The organism is Pseudomonas sp. AC355, assembly GCF_979258205.1.
The window spans coordinates 1,074,930-1,100,265 of sequence record NZ_OZ409843.1; the positions used below are offsets into that span (position 1 = coordinate 1,074,930).

Genomic DNA, 25,336 nt, shown 5'->3' on the forward strand with positions numbered 1-25,336 from the left:
GAAACCTCGATGGGGACTGCACCCATGTTGCCTCCGAGGTTTTGCCCGAGAATTTCTCCACTGTTGCAAAACGGCAGCTTTATTGCCGGATTGAAATATATGACGCGCCTGCGTCAATGGTTTTAGATAGCCGCTCCAGAACCTACCGGCAGCGAGCTTTGCGTGATCCATTTACTGCTTGTGGACGATGACCTCGAAGTCCTCGCCCTGCTGAAGAAATTCCTCGAACAACACGGCTATTGCGTCGATGTGGCTACCGACGGCAGCAGCCTGTGGCTGGCGATGGAGCGGCAGTTGCCGGATATGGTCATCCTAGACGTAATGCTGCCCGGCGAGAGCGGCCTGGTGCTCTGCCAGCGCCTGCGCAGCGAACACGCGGTGGCGGTGATCATGCTCACCGCCATGGGCGAGCTGAGTGATCGTGTAGTGGGCCTGGAGCTCGGCGCCGACGACTACCTGACCAAACCCTTCGATGCCCGCGAGCTGCTGGCCCGGGTACGGGCGGTGCTGCGCCGCACGGGGGAGGTCAAGAGCGTGCTGAACGACAAGCCGCGGCCAACCCTGGAGTTCGCCGGCTGGCAGCTGGACGTCACCCGCCGGGAGCTGCGCTCGCCGGACAAGGTGATGATTCCGCTCTCCGGCGGCGAATTCGAACTGCTGCTGGTGTTCGCCGAACATCCGCGCCGGGTGCTGAGCCGCCAGCAGCTGCTCGATATGACCCGCGGCGAAGCCTTCGAGGCCTTCGACCGCAGCATCGACGTGCAGGTAAGCCGCCTGCGCCGCAAGCTGGAGGGCGATGTCTGTGCCTCGCCGATGATTCGTACCGTGCGCAACAGCGGCTACCTGTTCACGCCCAACGTACTGGTGAAACGATGAAACTGCTGGAGAGGCTCAATCGTCCCAGCGATACCGTGGCGCGCTGGATCGCCCTGACCACCATGGCGGCGATGTTGACGGCGCTGGCCCTCACCTGGTTGCTCAGCCAACTGGCCGGCGTGTGGGCACGACCGCCGCTGCTGGAGACCGGTTTGCTGGAGCGGCTGGCCAGCATCAGCCGCATCATCGACGCAGCACCACCCGAGCAGCGGCCGGCCATCGCCCGATCCGCCAGCGATGAAACCTATTCCACCACCTGGTTGCTGACATACGAAGAGGCCAGCCTGCCACCGGCGGATGAGGACGTCGGGTTTCGCACCGGTGAGGACTATTTACGCAGTCAGTTGCGAAATCCCAACGCGAGGATAGAAGGTTACGAGCCTGCCGACTGGCCATCGGATCAGCCGGGCGCGGGTTATGCCTTGATGGTTGAAATGCACGATGGCAGCTGGGTGAAATTCTCGGCATTGACGCGCATCTGGGGCCTGAATGAGTTGCCTCGCGGCCTCATCATCGTTGCTCTGGTCTTGCTGTCGACCATCATCGTCGCACTGGTCGCCACCCGTCATCTGGCTGCGCCCCTGGAGCGCTTCGCCCGCGGTGCGCGGCGCTTCGGCAGTGACTTCCGCGCGCCGCCGATTGCCGTGGAGGGGCCGCAGGAAATCCGCCAGGCCATCGTCGCCTTCAACGCCATGCAGGCTCAGTTGCAACACTTCATCAACGACCGCACGCAGATGCTCGCCGCGATCTCCCACGACCTGCGCGCGCCGCTGACACGTATGCGCCTGCGCGGCGAATTCATCGACGACGCCGACCAGCAGGCCAAGCTGTTCCGCGACGTGGACGAGATGCAGGTGATGGTCAACAGCGCCCTGGAATTCTTCCGTGACGACGCGCGCCTCGAACCGGCGACCGCCTTCGACCTGGCCGAGCTGCTGCATACCATCGTCGACGACTACAAGGATGCTGGCATCGAGGTGCAACTGAGCGGCCCGAGTCGGGTGGTTTACGTCGGTCGTCCTATCGGCATCAAGCGCATGCTGACCAACCTGCTGGACAACGCTATCCGCTACGGCCAGGAACCGGCCATCGAGCTAGGGGAGGGCGCGCACGTAATCAATATCCGCGTGCTGGATCGTGGGCCAGGCATCGCTGAAGAGCATCTGGATGAGGTATTCAAACCTTTCTTCCGCATCGAAGGCTCGCGCAACAAGCATACCGGTGGCGTTGGCCTGGGCCTGTCAGCCGCCCGGGCCACGGTGCTGGAGCACGGCGGTACGCTGACGCTGCGTAATCGCAAGCAGGGTGGCTTGATAGTTTGCGTGGTGCTGCCTTTCGCCTAAACCCAAGGGATTCTGCTAAAAGCGTCATGCCCACAGCGCTGCAATGCTGATCGCTCTGGTTTACCCACTCCTCGGCTCAAAAACGCCACTGCAGGGACGTGGAATCCCATAGGGTTTCCAGTCATGATCTTATGCGCAGTCGTTATTTGACCAAACGTTCAACAATGCATAGGGTGTGCGACCGTTTTCCCGCCAGAAGTACTTATGACCAGCCGCTCTAAACTGCCAGCCACCGTCTACCTGCTAGGGGCGACCATCTTCTCGTTGGTCACTGCCGAATTCATGGTCGCCGGGATGATGCCCGCCTTGGCCGATGCGTTTTCAGTGAGCCTGGCGCAAGTTGGCAACCTCATCGCGCTTTACGCACTCGGCATGGCTTTGGGTGGGCCACCGGTGACCATCCTGCTGCTCGCTCGGGGCATCAGCAATAAACGCGCGTTGGTCGGGCTGCTGACCGTGTATGTGGCGGCCGGCGCACTCGCCGCGGCAGCACCGAACTACTCGGTGCTGGCGTTGGCGCGGATCATCATGGGCGTGTCCAGTGCTGCCTGTATCGGTTTGTGCATGACGGTCTGTGCTGCGATGGTCGAGCGTGAGGCGCGGGGCAGGGCAGTGTCGGTGGTGCTGGCAGGGCTGATGCTTTCGCCTGTAGCGGGAGTACCGATGACGGCCTGGATCGAACATCATTTTGGTTGGCGTGCCAGCTCCTGGGCGGTGGTGCTGCTGGCCCTCATTTGCACCACTTTTGCGGCGTTGCGCTTGCCGGCCAGTGACGCCGGCCAGGCAGGGCTGCGGCGGCAGTGGGCGACACTCGGTAACGGTAGCCTGTGGGCGGCATACCTCACCAGCGGCCTGATCATCGGTGCCACGTTCGCGGCATTCAGCTATTGCACACCCATTTTGATCGAAGAAGTCGGCATATCGCCTGGCCAAGTGGCACCGCTACTGGCGCTGTATGGCGTGGCTAATTTGCTGGGTAACATGGTTGTGGGGCGTGTTGCCGAGAGTCATACGTTCGTCGCACTGGGTTGGGGCTTGGGCCTATTGGTGCTTGCCCTGAGCGGCTTTGCCCTGGCCGGTGATCAGCTTTGGTTGAACCTCGGATGCTTCATCGCCATTGGTCTGACCGGCGTGGCGCTGAACCCGGCAATGGTCGCTCGGGTGATGAAAGCGGCTGAATCCGGACCGCTGGTCAATACGCTGCACACCTCAGTGATAACCGCTGGACTGGCCTTGGGAAGCTGGGCGGGCGGTGTCGCAATCGAGTCGGGTTATGGCCTGCGCGCGCCACTGTGGGTCGGCGCAGGACTGGCCTTGCTGGGGCTGCTGAGTGTGCTCAGGCCGCTAGCCTTGAGCCGAGCCCCAAACGGCTGTGCTCGAGCCTAATCCAGGCAATTGGCTACGGCGTAAAGAGCCGCAAAAGATGACTGACCCAGGCGCTGGCCCATTCGTTAGCCGCTTCGGCAAAGGCATGGTTATCCCTGCCAGGAATGACTCCGGGTCAGTGGCTAACTCAGCTGTCCAGTAGGACATTTCCGCCAAACCATTCTACGGATAGTCACACAGTGGGCTCAGCAGCCTGTGGTTGAGCGCAGCGATAACCAGGACAAGCCGGGTGTCGCGTCAGGATTGGGGCTGGTATCAGCTCTGGTAGCCATCCCGGGTACCCGGCTACGGAGTGTGTTGCGGTATTCAGGGCACGCTTTCTTATTTCTTTTGGAACTAAGCAAATAGCTCTTGGATATTTGCGGGGCTTTTGCTGGCCAAGGAAAATGCCCGATGGTAAAAAATCTTGATGTAGGTCAAAGCCTTACTTTTAAAGGTGCCTTTTGAACATTTCCCTTAGCGGCCAGTTGGCCAAGGCGCTTTTTGACATCCAACCAGGTGAACGTGAACGTCAGCATGCCCGTGAAGGGCTGATGGATTACTTCGCGTGCCTGCTGCCTGTGCAGCTTGGTCTGCTTGCCGACTCCGGGCTGGTGCCTGTTCGCGACGTATTCCCTGCGGCGGGCAGTACGGAGAATCAGGCGCTGCAGCTGGGTTACATGAGCCATGCGCTGGACTTCGACGACTATCATGCGACGTTTCGTGGGCATCCCACCACGGTGGTGCTCTCCACGCTGTTGGCGTTGAGCGGACGTTATCCGGGCCAGGCGGCTGACGACTTTCTCGATGCCTATGTGGTCGGCGTGGAACTGGCCGGCCGCTTGGGCAAGGCCATCGGCACCCGTCACTACGCGGCCGGCTTGCACAGTACTGCGACCCTGGGGGTGATTGCCGCCGTCGGTGCTGCCAGCCGCCTGCTGCGCCTGACACTGGAGCAGACCGAAGTTGCCATTGGCCTTGCCGCTACCCAGGCTTCGGGCCTGCGCGCCCAGTTCGGCTCTGCTGCCAAGGCGTTGCATGCTGGATACGCGGCGCGCAGTGCAGTCAACAGCATCGAGCTGTCCCGTAGCGGGTTCGCGGCTCAGCGCCAAGGGGTGCTGGAGGCATTTCTCGCCACGCTCGGTTTCGGCGTCGCCCAGCCGGATGACCTGCTGGCGGGCTGGGGCGAGCCGTGGCGGATCAGCGCACCGGGGCTGGAGTTCAAGCGTTACCCCACCTGTGGTGGCACCCATAGCGCTGCCGAGGCGGCGTTCGTGCTGCGCGAGCTTCTCGGCGGCGAGCTGGATGCTGTGCAGCGCATCGAGGTGAGCTTTCCGCCGGGGGCCGATACCGCGCCGAACATCATCGCGCCGGTCAATGGCGTGGAGGCGCGCTTCAGCCTGGAGTATGTGATCGCCGATGCACTGAGCAACGGTGCAATATCCCTCGAGCGCTACGGCGAGGCACCGGTCGAGCCGACCATTGCCGCACTGGCTGCACGGGTGCACAGGGTGCCCGATCTGAATGCGCCGGCGGACGAGCTCGACCCCGACCTGCGCTTTCACCGGGTCACCCTGTTCATGGCCGATGGGTCTTCCCATAGCCATTGCGTGACGCGCAAGGAGACCGCCGCACTGCCCACCGACGTGCAGGCGAAGCTGCACAAGAATCTTCAATCGCTGCCTGATGAGCGTGTAATCGCGATCAGCCAGGATCTACGCCTTGCAGACGATGCCGCGCTGCATCGCCTGATCTCACTCGTTGGCTTTCAATAAGGATTGGTTATGTCCGTGCAACAAACGTCGCCCCGTCAGTTACGCCTTGGTCTGTTCGTGCAGGCGCTGGGGCACCACGTGGGTGGCTGGCGTGCCGAGGGCGCGAAAGGTTCGCCCACCGATGTCGAGTGGTTCACGTGGATCGCCAAGACTGCGGAAGCGGGCAAGTTCGACATGTTCTTCGTCGGCGATGCGCTGGCCACCAGCGTGCATCGTCTGCCGTCCACCATGTCGCGCCTCGAACCGCTGACCCTGCTGTCTGCGCTGGCCGTGCAAACCAATCACATCGGCCTGGCAGCCACTGCCTCAACGACCTTCGATGAGCCGTTTCACCTGGCCCGTGCGCTCTGCTCGGTGGATCACATCAGCCACGGGCGTGGCGCCTGGAACGTGGTCACTTCGTTCTCCCTCGACGCTGCGCGCAACTTCAGCCGTGAAGACCTGCCGTCCCACGCCGACCGCTATGAAATGGCCCGCGAGTTCCTCGATGTGGCCTTCAAACTGTGGAATGGCTGGGAGGAGGGCGCCATCGTCCGTGAGAAGGACACTGGCCGTTACTCCGACGAGAGCAAGATTCACGCGGCCAACCACAAGGGCAAGCACTTCCAGGTGCAGGGCCCGCTGAACATCGCGCGCTCTCCCCAGGGCCGTCCGGTGATCATCGAGGCGGGCTCTTCGCCTGCCGGGCAGCAACTGGCGGCGCAAACCGCCGAGGTGGTGTTCACTGCGGCGTCTTCGCTGGAAGAAGGCCAGGCGTTCTACAAGAGCCAGAAGCAGTTCGTGCGTGACGCCGGTCGCCATGCCGACCACCTGCTGATTCTGCCGGGGGTGATGCCGATTGTCGGGCGTACCCGCGAGCAGGCGCAGGAAGTGTGGAACCAGCTCAATGAACTGGTGGATATCGACAACGGTATCGAGCAGCTGTCCGCCCGTTTCGGCGTGGATATGACGGCGTACCCGCTCGATGGCCCGGTGCCGGAGATTCCCGCGACCGAAGGCAGCCAGAGCCGCGTCAAGCTGCTTACCGAACTGGCGGCACGGGAAAACCTGACCCTGCGCCAACTGGCTGCTGTAGCGGCAGGCTCACGTGGCCACCGTGTGGTGGTCGGTACTGCGCAAGATATCGCCGATGACTTCCAGCTCTGGCTGGAGCAGGGCGGTGCCGATGGTTTCAACATCATGCCCGCCGTGCTGCCTGACCAGCTGGAACTGTTCGTCGAGCTGGTGATTCCCGAATTGCAGCGCCGCGGCCTGTTCCGCAGCGAGTACCAATACAGCACGCTGCGTGAAAACCTCGGCCTGCCCTCCGTTGACGAAAATTTTGCCGCCGTTGCCCCGCTGGCAACCGAGAAGGAATAGCCCATGAAACGCCTTGCACTGACCGCTGCTGCCTTCGCACTGCTGCCACTTTCCGACGCCTTCGCCGCCGACAAGGGCGTGCCCTTTAACGCCACCGCCAAACCAGAGGCCGATGCCGTGCTGCACGACAGCCTGCCGGAAGCGATCAAGAAACGTGGCTCCATCATCGCCGGCACCAACCCGAACACGCCGCCGACCACCTTCTACCAGGCCGACAACAAGACCCTGGCCGGGCGTGAAATCGACATCATCAGCGCCGTTGCCGATCGCCTCGGCGTGAAGCTGGAGCTGCGCGATACCGGTGGTTTCGACAACATCATTCCGGGCCTGAAGTCTGGGCGTTACGATGCGGCGATCTCCAATATCGACGCCAATGCCAAGCGCCTCGAGCAAGTGGACTTCGTCGGTTACTACAACGCCTCCAAACTGGCGCTGATCGGCCGTAGCGATGCCAATCTGGGGCCGTTCAATACCTTTGCGGAACTGTGCGGGCAGACTGTTGGTGCCGGTGCTGGCACCTCCCAGGTGACCCGTCTGCAGCAGGCCAGCGAAGCCTGCGTGGCCGATGGCAAGCCTGCCATCAACGTGCCGATCTTCCCGGATCGCCCAGCTGGCGTGCAGGCGGTGATCAGCGGCCGCGTGCCGATGTTCTTCGGCCCCTACGAAGGCCTGCGCTACCAGGCCAGCCAAGTGAAGGCGCTGAAGCTGGCGGGCGAGATCACCATCGAGGACACCATCGTTGCCATCGCCCTGGCCAAGGATTCGCCGCTGGGTAAACCGATCCAGGCGGCGGTCAACTCGCTGATCAAGGACGGCACCTACCAGCAGATTCTCGACAAGTGGGAAATCGGCTTCGGCGCGGTCGAGTCCGCTGGCCTCAACGAAGAAAACATCAAATGAGCCCACGGCCTGACGACGACATCGCCGGGCTTCGTATCGTCCGCCATCGTCACTGGGGGCGTTGGTTCAGCGCCCTGATCGTCCTGCTACTGCTGTCGCTGGTGGCTACTTCGATGGTCAACAACCCACGTTTCGAATGGGACGTGGTGGCACAGAACCTGACGGAGGAGTCGATCCTCAACGGCGTATTGATGACCATCGAGCTGACGGTCATCTCGGTGGTCTTCGGCTTCGCCGGCGGTACGCTGCTGGCCTTGATGCGCCTGTCTTCCAACCCGGTGCTGGTCAGTGTCAGCTGGGCTTACACCTGGTTCTTCCGGGCCGTGCCGATGCTGGTACAGCTGTTCCTCTGGTACAACGTCGCCGCGCTCTATCCGCAGTTGTCGCTGAGCCTGCCGTTCGTTGGCGAGGTGTGGAGCGCTGCCACCAACGAGGTCATCAGCCCGTTCAGCGCGGCGGTTCTGGCACTGGTCATTCACCAGTCCGCCTATGCGGCGGAGATCATCCGCGCCGGCATCCAGAGCGTTGGCCAGGGCCAGCTCGAAGCCGCCAAGGCGCTCGGCTATCGCCCAGGGCAGATATTCCGCCAGACGGTGCTGCCACAGGCCATGCGCACCATTCTCCCGCCAGCAGGCAACGAAGTGATCGGTCAGCTGAAAACCACCGCGGTGGTGTCGGTGATCGCGCTGCAGGACGTGCTCTATTCGGCGCAGATCATCTATCAGCGCACCTATGAAGTGATTCCACTGCTGCTAGTGGCCACCGCCTGGTACCTGGTGATGACCTCGGTGCTGTCGGTGCTGCAGCATTACGTGGAAGTGTGGTTCAGCCGAGGCAATGGCCCGGCACGCAGCAGTTGGTTGCGCCGCAACAAGGGCACGCAGGAGTCCGAAGCATGAGTGAGTCCATCCGCCTGCGTGGCGTGCACAAGCAGTTCTCCGGCAACACCGTGCTGCACGGTATCGATCTGGACATCGCCGCCGGCTCGGTGACGGTGATTCTCGGGCCGTCCGGTTCCGGCAAGTCGACGCTGCTGCGCTGCATCAACCACCTGGAAAAGCTCGACGGCGGCACCATCCATGTCGGCGAGATGCTGATTGGCTACCAGCGCAAGGGCCAGGCCCTGTACGAGCTGCCGGAAAAGGTCGTGGCCCAGCAGCGCCAGCGTATCGGCATGGTGTTCCAGCAGTTCAACCTGTTCCCGCATCGCACCGTGTTGCAGAACATCGTCGATGCACCGATGCGCATCCTTCGTCAGAAGCGTGCGGAGGTGGAAGCGCGGGCCATGCAGTTGCTCGAACAAGTGGGCCTGGCGCACCGCGCGCAAGCCTGGCCGCGCGAGCTGTCCGGCGGCCAGCAGCAGCGTGTGGCCATCGCCCGGGCATTGGCCATGCAGCCCGACGTGATGCTGTTCGACGAACCGACTTCTGCCCTCGACCCCGAACTGGTCGGTGAAGTGCTGCAGGCGATGAAGCAACTGGCGCACTCGGGCATCACCATGGTGGTGGTGACCCATGAAATCGGTTTTGCCCGGGAAGTGGCGGATAATATCGTGTTCATGGACAACGGCCGAATAGTGGAGGGCGGTGACGCGCGCACGCTGCTCGACAACCCCCAGCACCCGCGCCTGCGCGAGTTTCTTGCCAGCGTGCTGTGACGCCGGGACGACTGTTGAAAATACTCTCCGGCTCATCGATCAGGCTATCCGGCGGAGAGGGCGGAGAGGGCGGAGAGGGCAGTCGTGCAGCACATCTGTGCTATTGAGCCCTGTTAGAGCTGCTGATAATTTCCATGGTTTGTCTTTACCCTGACGCAGCCGAGCGATTCGCGCAGCGAGTGCCAGGCGAAGGGCGTTCATTGCTGCCAGACAAGAGGCGCTTCATGGGTGAAATCAGTTCGCAACGTCGTTCTCTCAAGCGAACGACGCGCGTTACGGCTGTGATAGTAGTGGCGTGGAGCGGGGCATTCGCGGGCTCATCGGCTGCAAGTGATGCGTCATCGGGCGCCTGCATTGCCGAGTCAGACTTCCGACTGGGCAGTGTGGTCGAAACGCAGGCGCGGATCAGCAACGCGCCCGACGTGTTAGGTCACAACAAAACCGAAACCCTGGGCCGGCAGTCGTTTGCGGATGCCAACCCGCTGGTTCAGGCACAAACGACGCTGATCAATAACGCCCCCGTCTTCACGGGTTACGCCTTTGTCGACCTCGTGGACGGCAAGATCATCCGATATGGCAACCAACACGGCAGCGGTGCTTCACTGGTCACTACCTACAACATCCCGCCACCGGCTGTTCCGATCGATCTTCAGCCGGGGCAAAGCGTTACGGTCAGCTATCTCAGTAAAACCGTGACTGCCGGCCCGGGCGTAGAGTCGGAGATTACAGAGAAGCACACCTATATTGGTCGAGAGACGATCACGACCCCGCTGGGTACTTTCGATACCTGCAAGTTCACCAATGAGATTTCCTCGGGATCCGCATCCAGCAAGGATGGAAGAAATCTGGCCGTTATCGAGAGCTGGTTTGCGTCCGAGGGGCCTTATAGCGGTCGCATCCTGAAAACCTTCGTTCCTGCCCAGGGCGGATTACCGGACGTGACCAACGAAATGGTCAAGATCACCAGCACCTCGCCGTGATCCACGTCAGCGTAGGCGCTCAACTATTGCACTCGCATGGGCAGAAACCCTGGATCGTTCCCATCTCAGCGCCCGAACTAAAGCCGACGGCTTCCGGATGCTGTCGATGTAGAGGCACCGAATAGGTCTTAGGCTGCGAGGGTTGGTAGGCGCCATGGAGAGGCTAGGTGTGATGTATTTCGTTGAGGCGCCACGTGGCAGAGTAGAGCTTGGTTAATTCAGCATCTGATACGAACGACTTCAGATAGTCGGATACGCAATTTAACAAAGTAGGTCGTTTCGGTTTCTGTTGCACGATTTTACCAGGCAGAAAGCTACGTAACCAAAGGTTTTTCCAGTATTCGTTGAGGATTCGTCTGTTGCAACGGTCATCCTGCGTTGTGTTGCAAATCTTCAGTTACAAATTGCTTTTTGAAGGAGATGGGCTCATGAATATCCGTAGATCTACCCGACTCCAAGAATCATTCATCTAAAAAGAATGGTGGGTAAATACGTTTTCGTTGACCTTCGCCCTCTCGCTTTCGCATTGCTTCTCGCAGCCGTTGAGCAGGGGGCTCGAGATCAGAGTCGGGCGCGTCCCTTACTGCGCGCATTAGCTCCTCCCGTCGGCGTGCCTTGCCCTCTGCAATTTCCTCAAAGCTGCTGTCAGACTGAACGTATCTCGCCATGTCCTAGTATCTCTCTGGTTATCTGACGACATCTGTAGCACGGTAAATGACACTCACCGATGATCCGACCGCATAGATGCCTGTATCTATGCGGTCAAGGTATTGCATCCCACTCTCAACCACATACGAGTAGGTGAGGCTCTCACTGCTCGTAATTCGAGATAGCTCAATCAAGGGCTCCATTAGCCACCTTCCGCTCTTGTTCATTTGCCTTGGGCTGACTAGCTGTACGCTTTCCACCTTCATATTTTCGTTTTGCTGCGCAAGTAGCGCCTCAAGGACACCAACCTCTTGAGCGAGCAGCATCGTAAGCAGCGCTTCGCCATGGCTACCTTCGGCCACTGTCACGTAAAACCACGGCGCATGAAGGCTCTGGCTGACGTGTGTCCAAGCCTGCGTTTTGTCGCCAAAATGGGCATGGGTAGGAATCTCAGCGCGCCTATGTGTCCAGAACATTGGATCAGCCCCACTCAATATGAACACTATAGATTGTAGTCCTAAAGCGCTCACGAGGGCTTCATCGTTCCTTTTGCGAGATATGCAAAATGGAACTAAAAATAGCCTTTGGCAAAGCATTGAAAGAGATCCGGTCTAGCAGGCGGGTCACTCAGGAAGATTTTTCGCAGGTCAGCAGCCGCACCTATCTGAGTACGCTTGAGCGCGGGCTGAAAAGCCCTACGATTGATAAAGTCGAAGACTTGGCATCGGTCCTAGGGGTGCACCCGCTCACGCTTATAGCTAGATCTTATCTCCTACTGGACGATGGTGTTTTGTTGGAGGATCTCTTTACTCGCGTCAAAGAAGATTTGTCTGATTTGCAAGCGAACTAAAAAATCGCAGTGGCGTGTATACCATGAGCTGATATCTGAGCGGCTGGTCGATTGCTGATGATGGGTGGTTATGGGCTACCAGCCGCCTGGCCGTTCCGCAGCCGAGATCCTCGGCCATCGCGAGCAGCTGCTGCACGCCGAGGGCGATGGCTACGCGCAGGACGTAGGCATTAAGAAACCCCCGGCCAGGTGCGGAGCTTTATCATTACTGGGCAGAGCCTGTGGTGCAGCTTCTCAGCTGAAATGTGTAACCGAGCCTCACATCAGGCGTCGCCGCTGAAATTCGGTCAGCATCGACCAGCGCAAAGATGGTGCCTTCCGCAGCTTCTGGAAAACAGTCGTGTTTATCCAGATGAAAAACGGCGAAAACGATCAGTTCGTTAGCAAGGCGGACGAGACGTTTTTCTTTCTCGAATGATGCCAAAGCGTTTATAGGGATTAACGATGTGAACGCGAGCCCTAGCAGGAGGGTGAAGTATGTGAACGCTTTGCCTTTACTTTTATTTTTCACTTTTGGAGCTGGGCCGCTGCCGTACATGGCAAAACTGAGCTCCTGCAGCCGTCTGTCGGTTGAGGTAAGGGAGGCCCCTGCCCATAGCACCATGGTGATGAAATACAGACACAGCGAAATCACAGTGAACACCAACGTCCCCCAGTATCCGGAAAGCAAGATGGTCAGTATGCGCAACGCCGAGGGCAGTTCGCTGCCTGGTAAATCGAGGAATCGGGTGATGTGAGCATCGGCGTAGATGTTTGCCACAAGTGCTAATAGCAGCGCCAGTGAGCTCGCTAGCACATTGAAGACCTTTGGGCTCAAGCTATAGATGACTGCGGCCCTGAGGGTTATTACGCCCAAAGACAGCGTTGACACTACGAGGGCAGACATCACCGGCGCACCAACCGTCATCGGGATCTTGTCGCCTGATGCTACGTTGTAGCCAGCCAACATCAGAAGCACCATCAAGCTGATAAGTACTGCAGCTACGCAGTATGCCTCGGCGCCCAGGTTCTTCGCTTTGGCGGTGAGCCTGCGGTAGGGTGGATGTGAGATGAAACCGTATTTAATCGCTGCCTTCCAAAGCAAAAAAATTGCACTCGGCAGCACAACTGAAAGCATGATCAGAATGTAAGCAATACCCATAAAGCTCCCTATTTTGACAGCCTGTAGCTAATAGTCTGAGTCGACGCCAGTTTCGTAGACAGAGCCAAGCATCCCTTTCGGGTCGAAAGCTACCCTCATCGGACGGCTGCTAATGGCAACGACTGACTAGCGCGGCAAGTTACAACCGGCAGCTCTCGACCCGAAGCAGTCGTAATGCAGCTTCCGTGTCATGGCTTGAACGGATCGATCCAGCCAGGCCGAAGTCCTGCCTCGTATTCTTGGCGTACGTAGTCGAGCGACTCTGCGCATCCCATTTCCGCCTCGATAGCGCCTATGCATCCCCAGCAATCCCCGCCGGTATCGCCTGATAGTGGATCTTCCGGATTGTCGAGTAGGCATGCGCAGATCGTGCAGTGTTGCGGCCCTCTGCTGTTTGTCATAATTCTTCCGAGACGTTCCGTCTTAGATTCTCGCACGCTACCCCGAGGGTCTGCAGTCGGCCCAGAGTGTGTAAAAACGCTTCGTCAAAATTGAAGTGCGCATCTCTACGTGAAATCTGAAATTTATCGGCGCGTCAGCAGATGTGGATTTCGCCCAGATGCGCGATTTCCAGTCCGGTTTTGAGTACCTGTCGCGCTCAAAAAAGTTTTTACACAGCCTCGGCCAGGAGCGGTCATTTGCGACCAGATTCTTACCCGTCAAGAAAGCTGGTCGTACCCGAATGCACATCCAGCAAGTACGTCGGTTGGTTGATAATCTCCGCTCCAGCCTCGACTGCGACCGCGCTCAGAGATCAGATGTAGGTTCTTTCTGGCCCGTGACGACACCACATACATGAGCTTATTCGCTGCTTCAGCCTGGTTCGGATCGTTGAAATTGGGAACCATCCCTTCTAGAAGGCCATAGGCGATCACTGCGTCATATTCGGCGCCCTTGACCCCGTGGATAGTCGATACAGTGATACCAGTCCGGCCCGCAAAGACCTTCCTGAACATCGCCAACTCAGCGATCGCTTGAGCGCCTTCTTTGATGAGTTTATCGATGCGCTTCTGCGAGCACTCAAAGAAAGCGTCGTGATGCTCTTGAAGCGCCGCGTAGGTATGACGATTGATCCCGAAAGTCGAACATAGCTGGTCGAAGGACGCCCGGAGGAAGACCAAGCCATCGGTCTCGGCGATGGTGATGGCGTTGCAGGCGCGCAGCAATGTCTTGCGGTTCAAATCTGGAACCTCGACGCCCGCATCGCTGAGGTCGGCGATTACCTCTCCCGCCCATCGCATCCGGCGTACATAGAGCTGTGGGGACGCCTCCGTCAGAATAATCCGGGCAAGCTTGTACCAGAAATTGTCGACGTCGCGCGCGAAGGGCACCATGCCCGGGCCATCGAATGAATAGGCCGGAAGCGCCGCGACCAGTCGGCGTGTCATGCTTGCGAGATGGACCCACCAAGGCGCAACGATGCAGACCTCATGCTGAGCGATCCCGAGCGTTTCGACGTTGAATTTGATGAGCCTTACAAGCTCTTCCTCTAGCGCGTCGCGGTGCGTCTGGTGATCGAACGACACCACGCTCGCGTAATCCTTGTCCCTTCCCACCGCCTCGATCTTCGAAGGCCAGACGTTGTAATTGCCGAAATAGCTGACAATGCGCGATGAGGATCGGTAATTATCTGACAGCTCCATTTCATTGAAGGCGATGCCACACTGCGCCCCAAAGTCCGCCGCCGTGATCGCATAGCCGCCAAGCGAGCCATAGATTGCCTGATTAGGATCGCCTACGACGAAGGCGGACGAACCGCCTTTAGACGCTTTCAGGATCGATGAGAAGATCGCATATTGGATTTCCCGCGTGTCCTGAAACTCATCGAGGAGCACGCATTCGAAGATCGAACCTAGCAGCACGCTGATCGACGGATTATTCTCGATGAGTTGATAGGCGTAGAAAAGGATCAGTTCAAAATCGACCTGCCGCTCGGCACGAAGCGTCTTCCAATACGCCTGCAAAACTCCCTCAATTGCTTCATGCTTGTTGGTCTTGTTGCATGTCAGCACATAGCCGTTCGGCGTGAAATAATATGCGCAGTCGAAGCTGCTGAGCTTAGTGCCCTGCACCGCGCAGCAGAGATCCTCGTGCATTCGTTCGGTGTCATGGGCATTGATCACCCGGAAACCATGCTTGAGCTCTGAGTGATAGATTCCGTAGGGCTTTAAGATCCATTCGAGACAGAAGGAGTGAATCGTGCCAATCCAAAGTTGTCTCGTATCGACGCCAAGCTGCTCGATCCGTTCGTGAATCTCATCCGCAGCCCGGTGCGTATAGGTGATCGCGACGACGCGTTTTTTGTCCGACTTAAGCTCCGACAACAGGCGGGCGATCTTGTAGGTGAGGGCCTCGTTTTACCGCTCCCCGGGCAGGCAACGAGGAATACGCTACCAGGATGCTCGATGGCTGCGACTTGGGCGTCGTTCAGATCCTTCCTGTCCCAGACAAACATTCTAGAAGCTCGCCAGGATGGTGTTGATGCCGTCTGCCGGAAAGGCCTGTAGCATTTCGGCGCGGACACCTGCAAGGTCGATCTCGCCGCGATGGTAGCGTCTGATTTGCGCGCGCATCGCGTCGATGTCTCCTGGCGCATGTAGTTGCGACGCCGCAAGGATCGAGACCCGATAGTCCAGCACACGCGCCCATGTCTGGATGGATACCGGCATATGCGCTTGGAAGATGGCGTCGAGGATGTAATCCGGAATGGAAGTTTCTGGCGTGATCATTCGACCTAGGATGATGGCGAACCACCCCTTTCCGGCGTAACGTGCCATCGTCAGCACGCGCGTTCCGAAACGTGCGATGTCGCCCGATTCCAGCTCCATCTTAGACGTCGCGATGGTGCCGCTATCTTTATAGACGTCGCCCAGCACCGAAACGACAGTGCCGACATTGTCGGCGGAGACGAAATCGACCTCGAAAGTGTGGTCGGCGAAGTGCGCCGTCAGCCAGGGATTCCCGTCACACAACTCTTTGAGCGCTGCCTCGCGCTGGAGTCCAGCGATCTGTGACCCCAGTGCTTTCTTCTTAGCGGCCGCCTTATCTTCACCGTCTAATACGTCCTTAGTCGTATCTATAAACGCGCGGTCAAGGTCGGTGATGATCGCGCAGCGCTTGCGGATGCGCTCGTTGTGGAAAAGCACCGCAACGTTCTCGAAGCCGGTGCTGCGGATGTTGATCAAGCTAATCCCCAGCTCGTCCAGGCTGAGCCCGAACACTTTTTTGACGAGGATTGGAATGAGGATCTCCTCGGCGTCGCCCTCGACCAGCACCACACTCTTGGCGAAGAGGAGATTGCTGCGGACCGCATCGAGGTAGCGCTGGATATTGCCAATCTGGACGGGGTCAAGTCCCGCAGATGGCTGAAACACCTCGCATCGTCCGTCCTGCCGGCCGAGGATGTTGATGTTCACGACGTTATTTACTTCGGATATGTGGGTCGAATGGGTCGAATAGATGATCTGGGTGTCATCAAAGTTCAGCCGGTCGAAGAGCGTTTTCTGGATATGCGTGTGGATGTGCGCCTCCGGCTCCTCGATCACGAGGAAATTGGCGAAGGACTCCTTCTGCTTCTGATATTTGAATTCAAGCAGCTTCAGCGTCAGGTATATGAGGTTTGCACCGCCCAGGCTCAATTCGTGAATCGCACCCTCATATTCTTCCTCGCTCTCGCCCACAAACAGCTTGAGCGACTGGAACAGGCGGTCAGCCTCGTCGGACAGGTCCGAGCGGATCGAAAGTGAACGCGGAGAGTAGGTCTCGCCTGCCGCATCGGTAATGGTGTCGCGAATATCGGTGCGGATGGTTACTACATCTGGTAGGCCCTCGATTGCATCGTTGAGCCCTTTGACAAGCGCGGTGATCGGCTCGAAACTCTGCGGATCGATCTCACCGCTTCGACACTTGAGCAGAGTTAGGAGGGGATTGGTGCGGTTGTTCTGGAAGTCAGCGACCACATCGCGCAGTGCTTGCACGAAGGTAAAGCACACTTCGCGCGAGATCGAGAGCATGCCCGGGATGACGCCCCCGATAGCGGGGTTTGTCAGTTCTTGGGGAAATATTACCGCATCGAAGTCGCCAACCAGTTGCTTATAGGTTTCGGGATCCAGGAAGTTTGCGGTGCTCTTGCCGGTGAAGATCGTCTCGTAATCCGAAATGGTGATCTTCGAACGTGCCTCGGCGAGTCCTACGGTATCACCGACGGCAAGGTCGGCCAGGGTCCGCCGAACTGCCGCCTTGGGGCGAAAAATAAGATTGTAGGTCGCCTTGCCGATCTCGCCGTCAGCGATGTTGCCGGTCCCATGGAGAAAGAGGGATTGAATCGCCTCGTCTTGGGATACCTCATCGAACTCGAGGCTAATGACTATCCAGTGACCGCGCCAGTCGCCAAGGCGCCTGTGAAAGTCCTTCTCGTCGAGCCTGTATGCCGCGCGTAGCAGCGTGTCGTCTAGCAAAAGACGCAACGCCCGGAACAGGTTTGTCTTGCCTGACCCGTTCTCACCGATGATCGTGTTGACGCCCTTGTTGAAGACTACATTCGCGAATTCGAAATTCCGGTAGTTGACGAGTTGTAATCTTGAAATATGCACGAATAACGTACCCCGTTTAGTCGTAGCTCGTTATTTTAGACTGGAGCATAGTGCGCTCCCGTGGCTTGGTGGTGAAGATGCGGCTCAATCGCTTAGCAAAGCACCGATCGAACCCTGCATTGTGGGTGAACACAAGTGTCGACGGCCACGCAAGGGCTGCAGCCCCTGCGGTATTGATACTGCCGAGGAAGTCCAAAACTGACTCTACTGTCTGTAAGTGACTGCTCTTGGCCGCCGATAGCGGGCATTCGTATCCGTTATGGAATCGCCACACCCAACGCATTCAGAGTCTGTGTATCCATCTTCCCGCTTACAGGAAGCCCCGAGTCCATCTGAAAAGCCATCAAGGCCCCGCGCGTACCGTTGCCCATAAGCCCGTCGATACTCCCGGTGTAATACTTCTTCACCACCAATGCCATTTGAACCCGCATGATCACGAGCGACAGATCCTCACTAGCCGGCCGCGCACGTTGAGGGCTCGGTTGAGTGCTAGGGACAGAGCTCCTCGAAGAACCGCTCAAATTGGAGCTCGTGCCATAGGACGGAGTCGGTGAGCTGGGAGTACTGTATGAGGTTCGTGGAGCGGGGGCAGGAGGCGGCGTGTATGCCCGCGGCGCGCTAGAACCGCCACCGGAGCCGCTGTAATGTGAGCGATGAGAACTGTGCGAACGGTGGGAGCTATGTGAGCGATGCGCTGCGTAAATATTCACAGCGTCCGCGGAGTTCAGCGTGTTCTTGAACACCGGCGGCTCATCAGTCGTTTGAGGTGTCCAGTCGACACCCGCCAAGGCTGTCTGGTTAGCCTGGGCCATGGAGGTGGCGACCACCGGAAGCATGGCCACGGCTTGACCGATCAGCAGCTTCCATCGATTAACGAGTTTCATAGTGCTCTCATTGCGTATGCGCCCAGCTCTGTTGCTGTTATTGGATGGATGCCTCGGCTTTGCCACCGAGAGGAATGCGATTTGAAGAAGCCGGCGCACTGCGTAACGGCCGTACAGTCTTGGCATGCTTCGATGAAGAGGTTCTTCCAGTCCGAAATGCTCTGCCGGTAGAAGGGATAGAGCGAGGGCTCAAGCACGCAGAGAGGAAGGTTGTAGACCGATACGGGTAAGCCACGAATATCCAAAAAGTGAGCTGCCTGATTGAGCTCCTGTTGGTAGTCCAGTGGATCGATCCACAGCTCGTCATGGTGCTTCTTCGCTAGCCCCATGTTCTCGATGCCCATCAAGGCAACGTGCTGGACAAAGGGCATGTTCCTGAAAATGAAATGCGCTAGCTCCGGCAGTCTGGGTGCCGTGAGCTTGCTCAGCACGACCCGAATCTCAATGCGCTGATTCGCACGGGCCAGGTTGTAAAGGCCACGTAACGTCTCGCTGAAAGCACCAGGCGCTTGGACAACGTGGTCGTGATCATCAGCGTTGTCGGCATACAGGGGGATGCCCCAGGTCAACTGCGGATGAGCTGCTGCCTTCAGATCAACGATCCAGCTCGGGTCGCTCTGTAAGCGGCCATTGCTCAATAGATGCAGGGATTTCTCCGGGATCACCTGCTTGGCCTTGGCAATGATCTCGAGCAGACCTTCTCTGTAGAGAGTGGGCTCGCCACCGCTGATCCCAATCTGCTCTTCGCCAGGATCCATCAAGTCGATGAGCCGAAGATTCTCCTCGACGTGCCACAGATCATCGATGTCTTTGGGCGGCTGGGAGCACATCAAGCAGAGGCTGTTGCAGCGATCGGTCATGAACAGCAGGTTGCTGTTGGACCCGCGTCGATAGAGCACACGTACAACTCGGGAGCCGGGAGATACGACGATTACGTCCCCTGGCTGCACGATGCTTGAGTCATTCGGGTTAGCCAGCTGTGTGCCATCAAAACCCTCAACGGCAGTGTCGCTTGTTGGCAGCAGCAAGCAGCCGACCGGCAGGGCCAGCAGCTGTTTTGAATAGTCAGATTCAGGCTCGTCTAGCCAGAGCGCAAAATCGCCCAAGCTTGCCTCACCTGCACACACCGCCGTGCCTTTCTCAATCAGTTCTGCAGGAGTAATGACCTTGAAGAGCCGAGTGCAAGCTAGGTTGTGAATGTCGAATTGGGTATCGAGACGGAGCATCGTTATCCCCTGTAGCCGGCTACTGGCAGATCCCCAAGGGATCGCCGGGCTAACCAGGAAAGCAGCACTCTCTGCGTGTCGTCGTCACCATCACGGAGCAGGCGAAACAAGTAAGTGAGCAGCTCTGAGTTCTTTTGGCAGAACGTGCTGAATGCGCGGTGGCCGATGGGATCACCCTGACGCGCGAAATGCTCAATGGGGTCGGCGCCGCAGTAAGGCACCAGCGCACAATCCGAGCAGCCTGGAAGCGACTCGGCCACGCCAGCGGAGAGAAGTAGTTCAATCACTGGCGAGCCCAAGAGCTCTTGTAGCGGCTGCGCCACGTGGCCCAACTTCAAACCGTCTTCTCCCATCTCGAGCAGCATGCGTGCTTCATCCGAGGGATAGACGTCGCCATCGTAGTTGTAGAGGAGGGTGCCTAAGCCCGCCCCAAGTGGGGAACGAAGATCCACGTAGCCTGATGAAAATGGAGTCAGGACGTTGCTGAGCAAAAGGGATGTGTAGCCCTCGGAAAGGTACGTACCCTGCTGATTGATTCTGATCAGGTAGGCCAGCGAGGTCTTGTAGAAGTCGATGTATTCAGCCATCGAGTAATCCAGGCGCTGGCTGGACTTTTTCGCGAATCCGTAAGGGCTCAGCGGTCGTAACGCAATGCTGTTGAAACCCTGCTGCACGTACTCATCAATGATCGCGTGAGGATGCTGCAGGCTCTTGGCCGTCAATGTAGTCAGCGCCGATACCGCATCATTTCCCAAGCGCTCCCTGACCCACTGGATACCTTTCAGGGTTCGTTCGTAGGCGTCCTTGCCAGGCGTAGGGCGGTTGGCGTTGTGCAGGAAAGCAGGGCCATCCAGGGACGTAGAAAACTGGATGCCATGGGTCTTTGCGAAATCTAGTATTTCATCTGTCAGGTGGTGAAGCGTGCTGCTGATGACGAACTGAATGCTGCGTTTCTCACGCTCGTTTCGTTCAGCGATCTCTTCCACAATTTGCCGGATGCGATCAAAGGCTAGCAGCGGCTCACCGCCCTGAAACTCCACGGTAAGGACGGGCGAGGGCGACTCGAACAGCCGGTTCACGGCGTGGCTTGCATGCTCCTGGGACATGTCATGGCCAGATCCGCCCAGCGGTGCACGCGACACCTGGCAGTACTGGCAGGTGTGATTGCAGCGCAGCGTCACCACGAACAGATGCAGCGCCGGCCCGCCAAACAGAAATTCTTTTCTGCTGCGGTACTGCGCGGCGATCTCGGCGATAGGATTGTGTTTTTGCGGCTCGTAGATGAAGTGTCGGGCCAAAAGATCTTTATAGAGCGAGGTGCCGCGCTCGAGCTGTTTGCCTACAAGCTGCCGAAGCTGCTGCTCAGAAACAAACAGGTACTCGCCGGTCTCTGCGGTGATCAGCAGGTTGTTCGGACTGGTGTCATCCAGCCGGAGGAACCGAAAGGGTAGAAGCTTGTAGCCGACTTCCCTGGCCAGGATCGCTGCTGTCACCTTAGACACCTGCCTCTCTGAGCGCGACGCCGGCTAGAAGCTCCCGTAGGCCGGAGGTTTCCAGCTGGATTTGCTGTCGGAGTGCGAAGTCATTCAGTGAGCGGGTAATCAAGACACGCGCTTGAGCTTCGCTTAAATGAGAAGTGTCGATTCGCAGGTCTGCAGGGGTAACCGTCAGATGCAGGTTGCCGTCCTGGCGAGTGATCAATATCGAGACTGTCGTGGCTAAGGCATATGCAGCTTTTTGCGCCACGTTGAGCGGATACGCGCTCTCGTCAATCACGATGATCTGTGTCCACACCATGTGGTCTCGCCTTCCTTAGCCCTATCATTCAAAGGATATTGCCAGAGGTGAAGGCAATTTGCCATGTAAGAATAGTCCAGCCGTGCTCAAAGCAGAGCCCAGACCTTCGTCTGAGCTGATGCAGCCTTGGCGCCAGGCTGCTTCTGATCTAAGGTGTTTTGGCCTGGAAGGCTTCACTGAAAAAGGATTTTGATATGCGTCTTCGAGCGCTCAACTATCTGCTATCCGTCGTGCTGGTCGCATTGGGCTCCAGTTACCTGACCGTCTGGTTTCAGAGGGGTGATGCCCACGTCCCCACGACGATTCCGCCACTGATTTTCCAATACGAAGAGAGCGACCTGCTTGTATGGGGGGATGGAAGACCGTTGCCGGATATGTTGCCCCTGGCACCAATGCCGTCGAAATCCAGTGTCGGAAGGAGCGAAAAACATGTAGTGAAGCATTCGCTTCAGTTCATCAGCACTCAGAGGGGCAAGACCTCGAAGCAAGTACCTATGAGTATTCAGTAACTGACTGGAACGATAACGGTATTGAGGCGATTGCTGAGAACGGAATGGGGAGCTGCCTAGATCGCGTACTCAGGATTGGTTTCCAGCCGGAGTCGGCCACGGTGCAGTGGCGGCCGGGTGCGGGCTGCGAGGGTAGTGACGGGCATGCGGTTTTGATTGGTGATCCTCTAGGAATTGAATAGCCCACTGATTTCGTAGACACCGCCATGCATTTGCTCGACGGTCTATTACTGACTACTAAAGCAGACGCCGGCGATAGCGGTCACTCATGAGAGTCTGCTAATCGATACAAAGCTAAAAAGTAAAACGACGTCAGCTTGATATGTCGCTGCGTAGCGGCTTCGCCACCTGGGCCGCGGCCAATAGCTGGGATCTCAAGGCGCTGATGATCTACGTGGGCTGATGCATTACATCCACCCGGCGATCTCCTTCGGTAGTCTCGCGGCGAGGCCAGCATTGGAATCCTCTGTGAGTACTTCGACGTATTTGCTCGTTCACATCGACAGGTGACATAAGTGAAGGCACAGGGATCGCTGATCGATCTGGTTCAGGGGGGTGATGCTATGGCGCCTGGCAACAACCAGTTCGGGATGGATACCGAAGCAGGAGCATGCGGTATTTCTTATGCGTAGCGGTCAGTTGATGGTCACGATCTGATGCTGATGGCTACTTGCCATTTGTACAGCCTCGTCCTTTAATCGGGTGCCAAGGCAAAGGAGAATGCTATGTCATTACTGGACGAGATCATCGCGTGGGCTAGTGGACTTAGGCCCTGGCAGCAAGAGGCGCTGCGCCAGATTTTTACGCGGCCCGAACTCGCTCAGGATGACATTGAAACCATCCTCCAAATGGTTCGCGAGCAAGAACGGGAAAATGCGACCACAGGTGCCACCAGACCATTCACATTGGATGATGTTCCGGGTGCCGGCAGTGGCGCCACCGTGCGACTGACTGGCGTCTCCGGGCTGGATCAGGTCAACGGTTTCCCTTCCGGTCGAGCATTTGACATAGTGCCGGAGAGCATGACCATCTTTTTTGGTCACAACGGGGCCGGCAAATCCGGCTATGCCCGCGTCTTCAAGAACGCCTGCAAAGCCCGTCACCGAGTGGAGGTACTGCCAAACGCCTTTGGGGCCTCAACTCCATCTCGGCCTCCATCTGCTGAATTCTCTATTCTGGTGGATGGCACGCCGGAAACTGCACGTTGGGTCCAGAGCGGGCCAGCTCATCCACATTTGAGCGCGGTATCGGTATACGACGTAGCCTGTGCCAACGACTATATCGATGCAGAGGGCACCCCGGCATTTCAGCCATACGGACTGACTCACCTGACCCGCCTGGTTCTGCTGCAGCGTGACTTGCAGACCCGGATTGTGGCTGAGCGCAATGCGTTGGTTCTGGATTCCCAGCAGTTCGAGCCACTGAAGGGTAATACCGAAGTCGGCCGTTACATCGCCAGCCTGGGGGCAGAATCGGATCGCGTAGTACTGGTTCGATTGGGAGCGCTCACTGAGGAGGAACTCCGAAGGCTTGAGTTTCTGAAGCGGACACTGCTGGAAACCGATCCTACTCCCCGAGCGCTAGCCTTGGAGCGGCTGGCGGCCCGCCTGGACCAAGCACAACGCCGTGCCGAGGCAGCACAACGTTGGGTGGGTGACCGGGCCATTGCGCGGGCAAAGGAACTTATCGTCGCGGAAAAAGCTGCACACCTCGCCATGAAACTAGCACAAGCGCGCCTTCAGGGGCGGGGGACACAGGACACCACAGAACCACCGACATTGGCCTCACACACCGCCACTCTGCTAGATGGCACCGGCGATTTGCTTTGGCAAACGATGTACCGAGCCGCTGAAGCCTTCTCTCTGCAGGCAGCATATTCCGAACATCCATTCCCGCACCTGAAACTCGACGCACGCTGTGTGCTCTGCCAGCAACCCTACTCAGTCGATGCAGCGGAACGCATGCGGCGATTTGCAGCTTTCATCTCGGATAGGGCGACAGCGGATGCACAAACAGCCAACGATGCCCGTATGGCCGCTCTGGGGAAAGTGAAGGCTGTTGACCTCAGCATCCTGGATGCGCCCACGCTGGCTGAAGTGGCGGAGCGGCTCCCCGATCTACATGCCACCATTACTACAGCGGCCTCGGTTTGGGCCGTCCGACACACATGGGTCAGCCAAACATTGGAAGTGGGAGACTGGTCTCCTGAATCAGAGCCACTTTCACAGGAAACAAACCTAGACAGTGAGTTTGCCAGCAAGTCTGCTTCGCTGCGCGCTGACGCCAATACCCTCCGAACCTCCAACGATCCTACTGTGCGTTTAGCGCTGAGCCAAGAGCTGGCAGAGCTGGATGCGCGTCAGCGCCTTTCCGGCCAGCTCGGCGCGGTGGAGCGTTTCATTCAGAACAAGCAGGCTTATGCTGTGTTAAGCCGCTGTCATGCAGCCCTAAATCCTGGAACGGTATCACGCAAGCTGACGGCGCTGGCCGCGACGTATGTGACCGAGGCATTGGCCGCCGCCATGAATGCCGAATTGAAAGCCTTGGGCTATAAGCGCCGAGTGCAACCCGACCTTACCGGACGCACGGAGTTGGGGGTGACCAAGGTTACCCTACGCCTGCAGGAGATCACGGCGAAGGCCTCCAAAGTGCTTTCCGAGGGTGAACAGCGTGCTTTGGGGATGGCCATGTTCATCGCCGAACTCGAATCTCTGCCACATACCTCGACGGTCATTTTTGACGACCCCTCAACCTCTCTAGACCATGTTTATCGTCGGGCCATCGCTCGGCGTCTGGTTGCGCTAGCCGAGACCCGCCAGGTGTTGGTGTTCACACATGACGCGGTATTTCTGACCGAACTGGCCATGGCACTTCAGCGCGCCGATCGCCCGGCCAGTTACAAGACCATTGGTTGGGATGAGTCGCCAGGGCTGGTAAGCGAAGGGCTAACGTGGGCCACGATGGATACCAAAGCCCGCCTGGCTGATCTACGTGATCGTGCGAAAGCGTTGAGCGCTCCAGAAGGCGGCTACCCGGATGATGAACTTGAGCGGCAAATCGCTGCGGGCTACTCAAGCCTCAGAGGTACCGTCGAGCGCGCCATCCGTGAAGTTTTCTTGAACAATACGGTTCAACCGTTCAGCGACGTGGTGAGCGTGGAGGCCTTTGGTGCCGTCATCGGCCACCCTGCAGATGAGTGTGAAACAATGCTGGCGGTTTATGCTCGGGCTTGTGAAGCCACTGAGGCACATGACACCCCGGGTGAACGCCAACTGCCACTGCCCTCGCGCGAGGAATTGCACAACGACATCACTCTGATCCTAGAGCTAATCAACGAAGCGGCCAAGCGGCGAACCGCCTACGAAAACCTACGCAGGGAACGAACCACACAACGCAAGAAGCTTTTTGGCGGCTAGTGAGTAATTGAAAAGGAT

General features: G+C 58.2%; 19 protein-coding genes. 11 read left to right on the forward strand and 8 right to left on the reverse strand.

Translation table 11 applies throughout. From position 1 onward, the window contains the following. Positions 1-162: 162 nt before the first annotated feature. From ACZ0AI_RS05175 to ACZ0AI_RS05215, 9 genes are all read left to right on the forward strand, one after another. Positions 163-876: a response regulator gene (locus tag ACZ0AI_RS05175; protein ID WP_463564855.1), complete on the forward strand. Its 714-nt coding sequence runs from the start codon at positions 163-165 to the stop codon at positions 874-876. Beyond that, the gene (locus ACZ0AI_RS05180) at positions 873-2,219 is read left to right on the forward strand and encodes an ATP-binding protein (protein WP_463564856.1); all 1,347 of its coding nucleotides are present in this window, start codon (positions 873-875) and stop codon (positions 2,217-2,219) included. The genes ACZ0AI_RS05175 and ACZ0AI_RS05180 overlap by 4 nt, the downstream gene beginning before the upstream one ends. Before the next feature lie 204 nt (positions 2,220-2,423). Then, complete coding sequence (locus tag ACZ0AI_RS05185; protein WP_463564857.1) at positions 2,424-3,605, forward strand: MFS transporter; 1,182 nt, start codon at positions 2,424-2,426, stop codon at positions 3,603-3,605. Positions 3,606-4,048: 443 nt separating this feature from the next. After that, entirely contained in the window at positions 4,049-5,359 is a 1,311-nt protein-coding gene (locus tag ACZ0AI_RS05190; RefSeq protein WP_463564858.1) for an MmgE/PrpD family protein, read from the forward strand. 9 nt (positions 5,360-5,368) lie between these two features. Beyond that, positions 5,369-6,718: an LLM class flavin-dependent oxidoreductase gene (locus ACZ0AI_RS05195; protein ID WP_463564859.1), complete on the forward strand. Its 1,350-nt coding sequence runs from the start codon at positions 5,369-5,371 to the stop codon at positions 6,716-6,718. Between the two features lie 3 nt (positions 6,719-6,721). Next, on the forward strand, positions 6,722-7,618 hold the full coding sequence (locus tag ACZ0AI_RS05200; protein WP_463564860.1) for an ABC transporter substrate-binding protein: 897 nt from the start codon (positions 6,722-6,724) through the stop codon (positions 7,616-7,618). Then, positions 7,615-8,517: an amino acid ABC transporter permease gene (locus tag ACZ0AI_RS05205; protein ID WP_463564861.1), complete on the forward strand. Its 903-nt coding sequence runs from the start codon at positions 7,615-7,617 to the stop codon at positions 8,515-8,517. Before ACZ0AI_RS05200 ends, ACZ0AI_RS05205 begins: the two co-directional genes overlap by 4 nt. Continuing rightward, on the forward strand, positions 8,514-9,275 hold the full coding sequence (locus ACZ0AI_RS05210) for an amino acid ABC transporter ATP-binding protein (protein WP_463564862.1): 762 nt from the start codon (positions 8,514-8,516) through the stop codon (positions 9,273-9,275). The genes ACZ0AI_RS05205 and ACZ0AI_RS05210 overlap by 4 nt, the downstream gene beginning before the upstream one ends. Positions 9,276-9,499: 224 nt before the next feature. Then, complete coding sequence (locus tag ACZ0AI_RS05215) at positions 9,500-10,255, forward strand: hypothetical protein (RefSeq protein WP_463564863.1); 756 nt, start codon at positions 9,500-9,502, stop codon at positions 10,253-10,255. 686 nt (positions 10,256-10,941) lie between these two features. Here ACZ0AI_RS05215 and ACZ0AI_RS05220 read toward each other — a convergent pair. Then, positions 10,942-11,379 (reverse strand): hypothetical protein, encoded by a 438-nt coding sequence (locus ACZ0AI_RS05220; protein WP_463564864.1) that lies wholly within the window; start codon positions 11,377-11,379, stop codon positions 10,942-10,944. Positions 11,380-11,468: 89 nt separating this feature from the next. On the opposite strand from ACZ0AI_RS05220, the gene ACZ0AI_RS05225 reads away from it, so the two are divergent. Next, a complete protein-coding gene (locus ACZ0AI_RS05225) occupies positions 11,469-11,753 on the forward strand; it encodes a helix-turn-helix domain-containing protein (RefSeq protein WP_463564865.1) in 285 nt (94 codons plus the stop codon). A gap of 205 nt (positions 11,754-11,958) precedes the next feature. On the opposite strand, the gene ACZ0AI_RS05230 is transcribed toward ACZ0AI_RS05225, so the two are convergent. The 7 genes from ACZ0AI_RS05230 to hxsD form a co-directional block, all read right to left on the reverse strand. Further along, on the reverse strand, positions 11,959-12,894 hold the full coding sequence (locus ACZ0AI_RS05230) for a hypothetical protein (RefSeq protein ID WP_463564866.1): 936 nt from the start codon (positions 12,892-12,894) through the stop codon (positions 11,959-11,961). Between the two features lie 659 nt (positions 12,895-13,553). Next, complete coding sequence (locus tag ACZ0AI_RS05235; protein WP_463564867.1) at positions 13,554-15,218, reverse strand: UvrD-helicase domain-containing protein; 1,665 nt, start codon at positions 15,216-15,218, stop codon at positions 13,554-13,556. Positions 15,219-15,350: 132 nt separating this feature from the next. After that, positions 15,351-17,486, reverse strand: coding sequence for an ATP-dependent nuclease (locus ACZ0AI_RS05240; RefSeq protein ID WP_463569966.1), 2,136 nt, complete (start codon positions 17,484-17,486; stop codon positions 15,351-15,353). 257 nt (positions 17,487-17,743) lie between these two features. Then, entirely contained in the window at positions 17,744-18,370 is a 627-nt protein-coding gene (gene hxsA, locus ACZ0AI_RS05245) for a His-Xaa-Ser repeat protein HxsA (protein WP_463564870.1), read from the reverse strand. Next, the gene (gene hxsC, locus ACZ0AI_RS05250) at positions 18,367-19,596 is read right to left on the reverse strand and encodes a His-Xaa-Ser system radical SAM maturase HxsC (protein ID WP_463564871.1); all 1,230 of its coding nucleotides are present in this window, start codon (positions 19,594-19,596) and stop codon (positions 18,367-18,369) included. The genes hxsA and hxsC overlap by 4 nt, the downstream gene beginning before the upstream one ends. A 2-nt stretch (positions 19,597-19,598) precedes the next feature. Continuing rightward, a complete protein-coding gene (gene hxsB / locus ACZ0AI_RS05255; protein ID WP_463564872.1) occupies positions 19,599-21,098 on the reverse strand; it encodes a His-Xaa-Ser system radical SAM maturase HxsB in 1,500 nt (499 codons plus the stop codon). Then, a complete protein-coding gene (gene hxsD, locus ACZ0AI_RS05260; protein WP_463564873.1) occupies positions 21,091-21,393 on the reverse strand; it encodes a His-Xaa-Ser system protein HxsD in 303 nt (100 codons plus the stop codon). Before hxsD ends, hxsB begins: the two co-directional genes overlap by 8 nt. Positions 21,394-22,627: 1,234 nt before the next feature. Here hxsD and ACZ0AI_RS05265 point away from each other — a divergent pair. After that, positions 22,628-25,318: an AAA family ATPase gene (locus tag ACZ0AI_RS05265; RefSeq protein ID WP_463564874.1), complete on the forward strand. Its 2,691-nt coding sequence runs from the start codon at positions 22,628-22,630 to the stop codon at positions 25,316-25,318. Positions 25,319-25,336 lie beyond the last annotated feature (18 nt).

Excerpts from the sequence above, each read along its gene's own strand:
- ACZ0AI_RS05180 (WP_463564856.1), top strand. The coding sequence starts at position 873 with ATGAAACTGCTGGAGAGGCTCAATCGTCCCAGCGATACCGTGGCGCGC.
- ACZ0AI_RS05185 (WP_463564857.1), top strand. The coding sequence starts at position 2,424 with ATGACCAGCCGCTCTAAACTGCCAGCCACCGTCTACCTGCTAGGGGCG.
- ACZ0AI_RS05195 (WP_463564859.1), top strand. The coding sequence starts at position 5,369 with ATGTCCGTGCAACAAACGTCGCCCCGTCAGTTACGCCTTGGTCTGTTC.
- ACZ0AI_RS05200 (WP_463564860.1), top strand. The coding sequence starts at position 6,722 with ATGAAACGCCTTGCACTGACCGCTGCTGCCTTCGCACTGCTGCCACTT.
- ACZ0AI_RS05205 (WP_463564861.1), top strand. The coding sequence starts at position 7,615 with ATGAGCCCACGGCCTGACGACGACATCGCCGGGCTTCGTATCGTCCGC.
- ACZ0AI_RS05210 (WP_463564862.1), top strand. The coding sequence starts at position 8,514 with ATGAGTGAGTCCATCCGCCTGCGTGGCGTGCACAAGCAGTTCTCCGGC.
- ACZ0AI_RS05215 (WP_463564863.1), top strand. The coding sequence starts at position 9,500 with ATGGGTGAAATCAGTTCGCAACGTCGTTCTCTCAAGCGAACGACGCGC.
- ACZ0AI_RS05220 (WP_463564864.1), bottom strand. The coding sequence starts at position 11,379 with ATGTTCTGGACACATAGGCGCGCTGAGATTCCTACCCATGCCCATTTT.
- ACZ0AI_RS05225 (WP_463564865.1), top strand. The coding sequence starts at position 11,469 with ATGGAACTAAAAATAGCCTTTGGCAAAGCATTGAAAGAGATCCGGTCT.
- ACZ0AI_RS05230 (WP_463564866.1), bottom strand. The coding sequence starts at position 12,894 with ATGGGTATTGCTTACATTCTGATCATGCTTTCAGTTGTGCTGCCGAGT.
- hxsA (WP_463564870.1), bottom strand. The coding sequence starts at position 18,370 with ATGAAACTCGTTAATCGATGGAAGCTGCTGATCGGTCAAGCCGTGGCC.
- hxsC (WP_463564871.1), bottom strand. The coding sequence starts at position 19,596 with ATGCTCCGTCTCGATACCCAATTCGACATTCACAACCTAGCTTGCACT.
- hxsD (WP_463564873.1), bottom strand. The coding sequence starts at position 21,393 with ATGGTGTGGACACAGATCATCGTGATTGACGAGAGCGCGTATCCGCTC.
- ACZ0AI_RS05265 (WP_463564874.1), top strand. The coding sequence starts at position 22,628 with ATGTCATTACTGGACGAGATCATCGCGTGGGCTAGTGGACTTAGGCCC.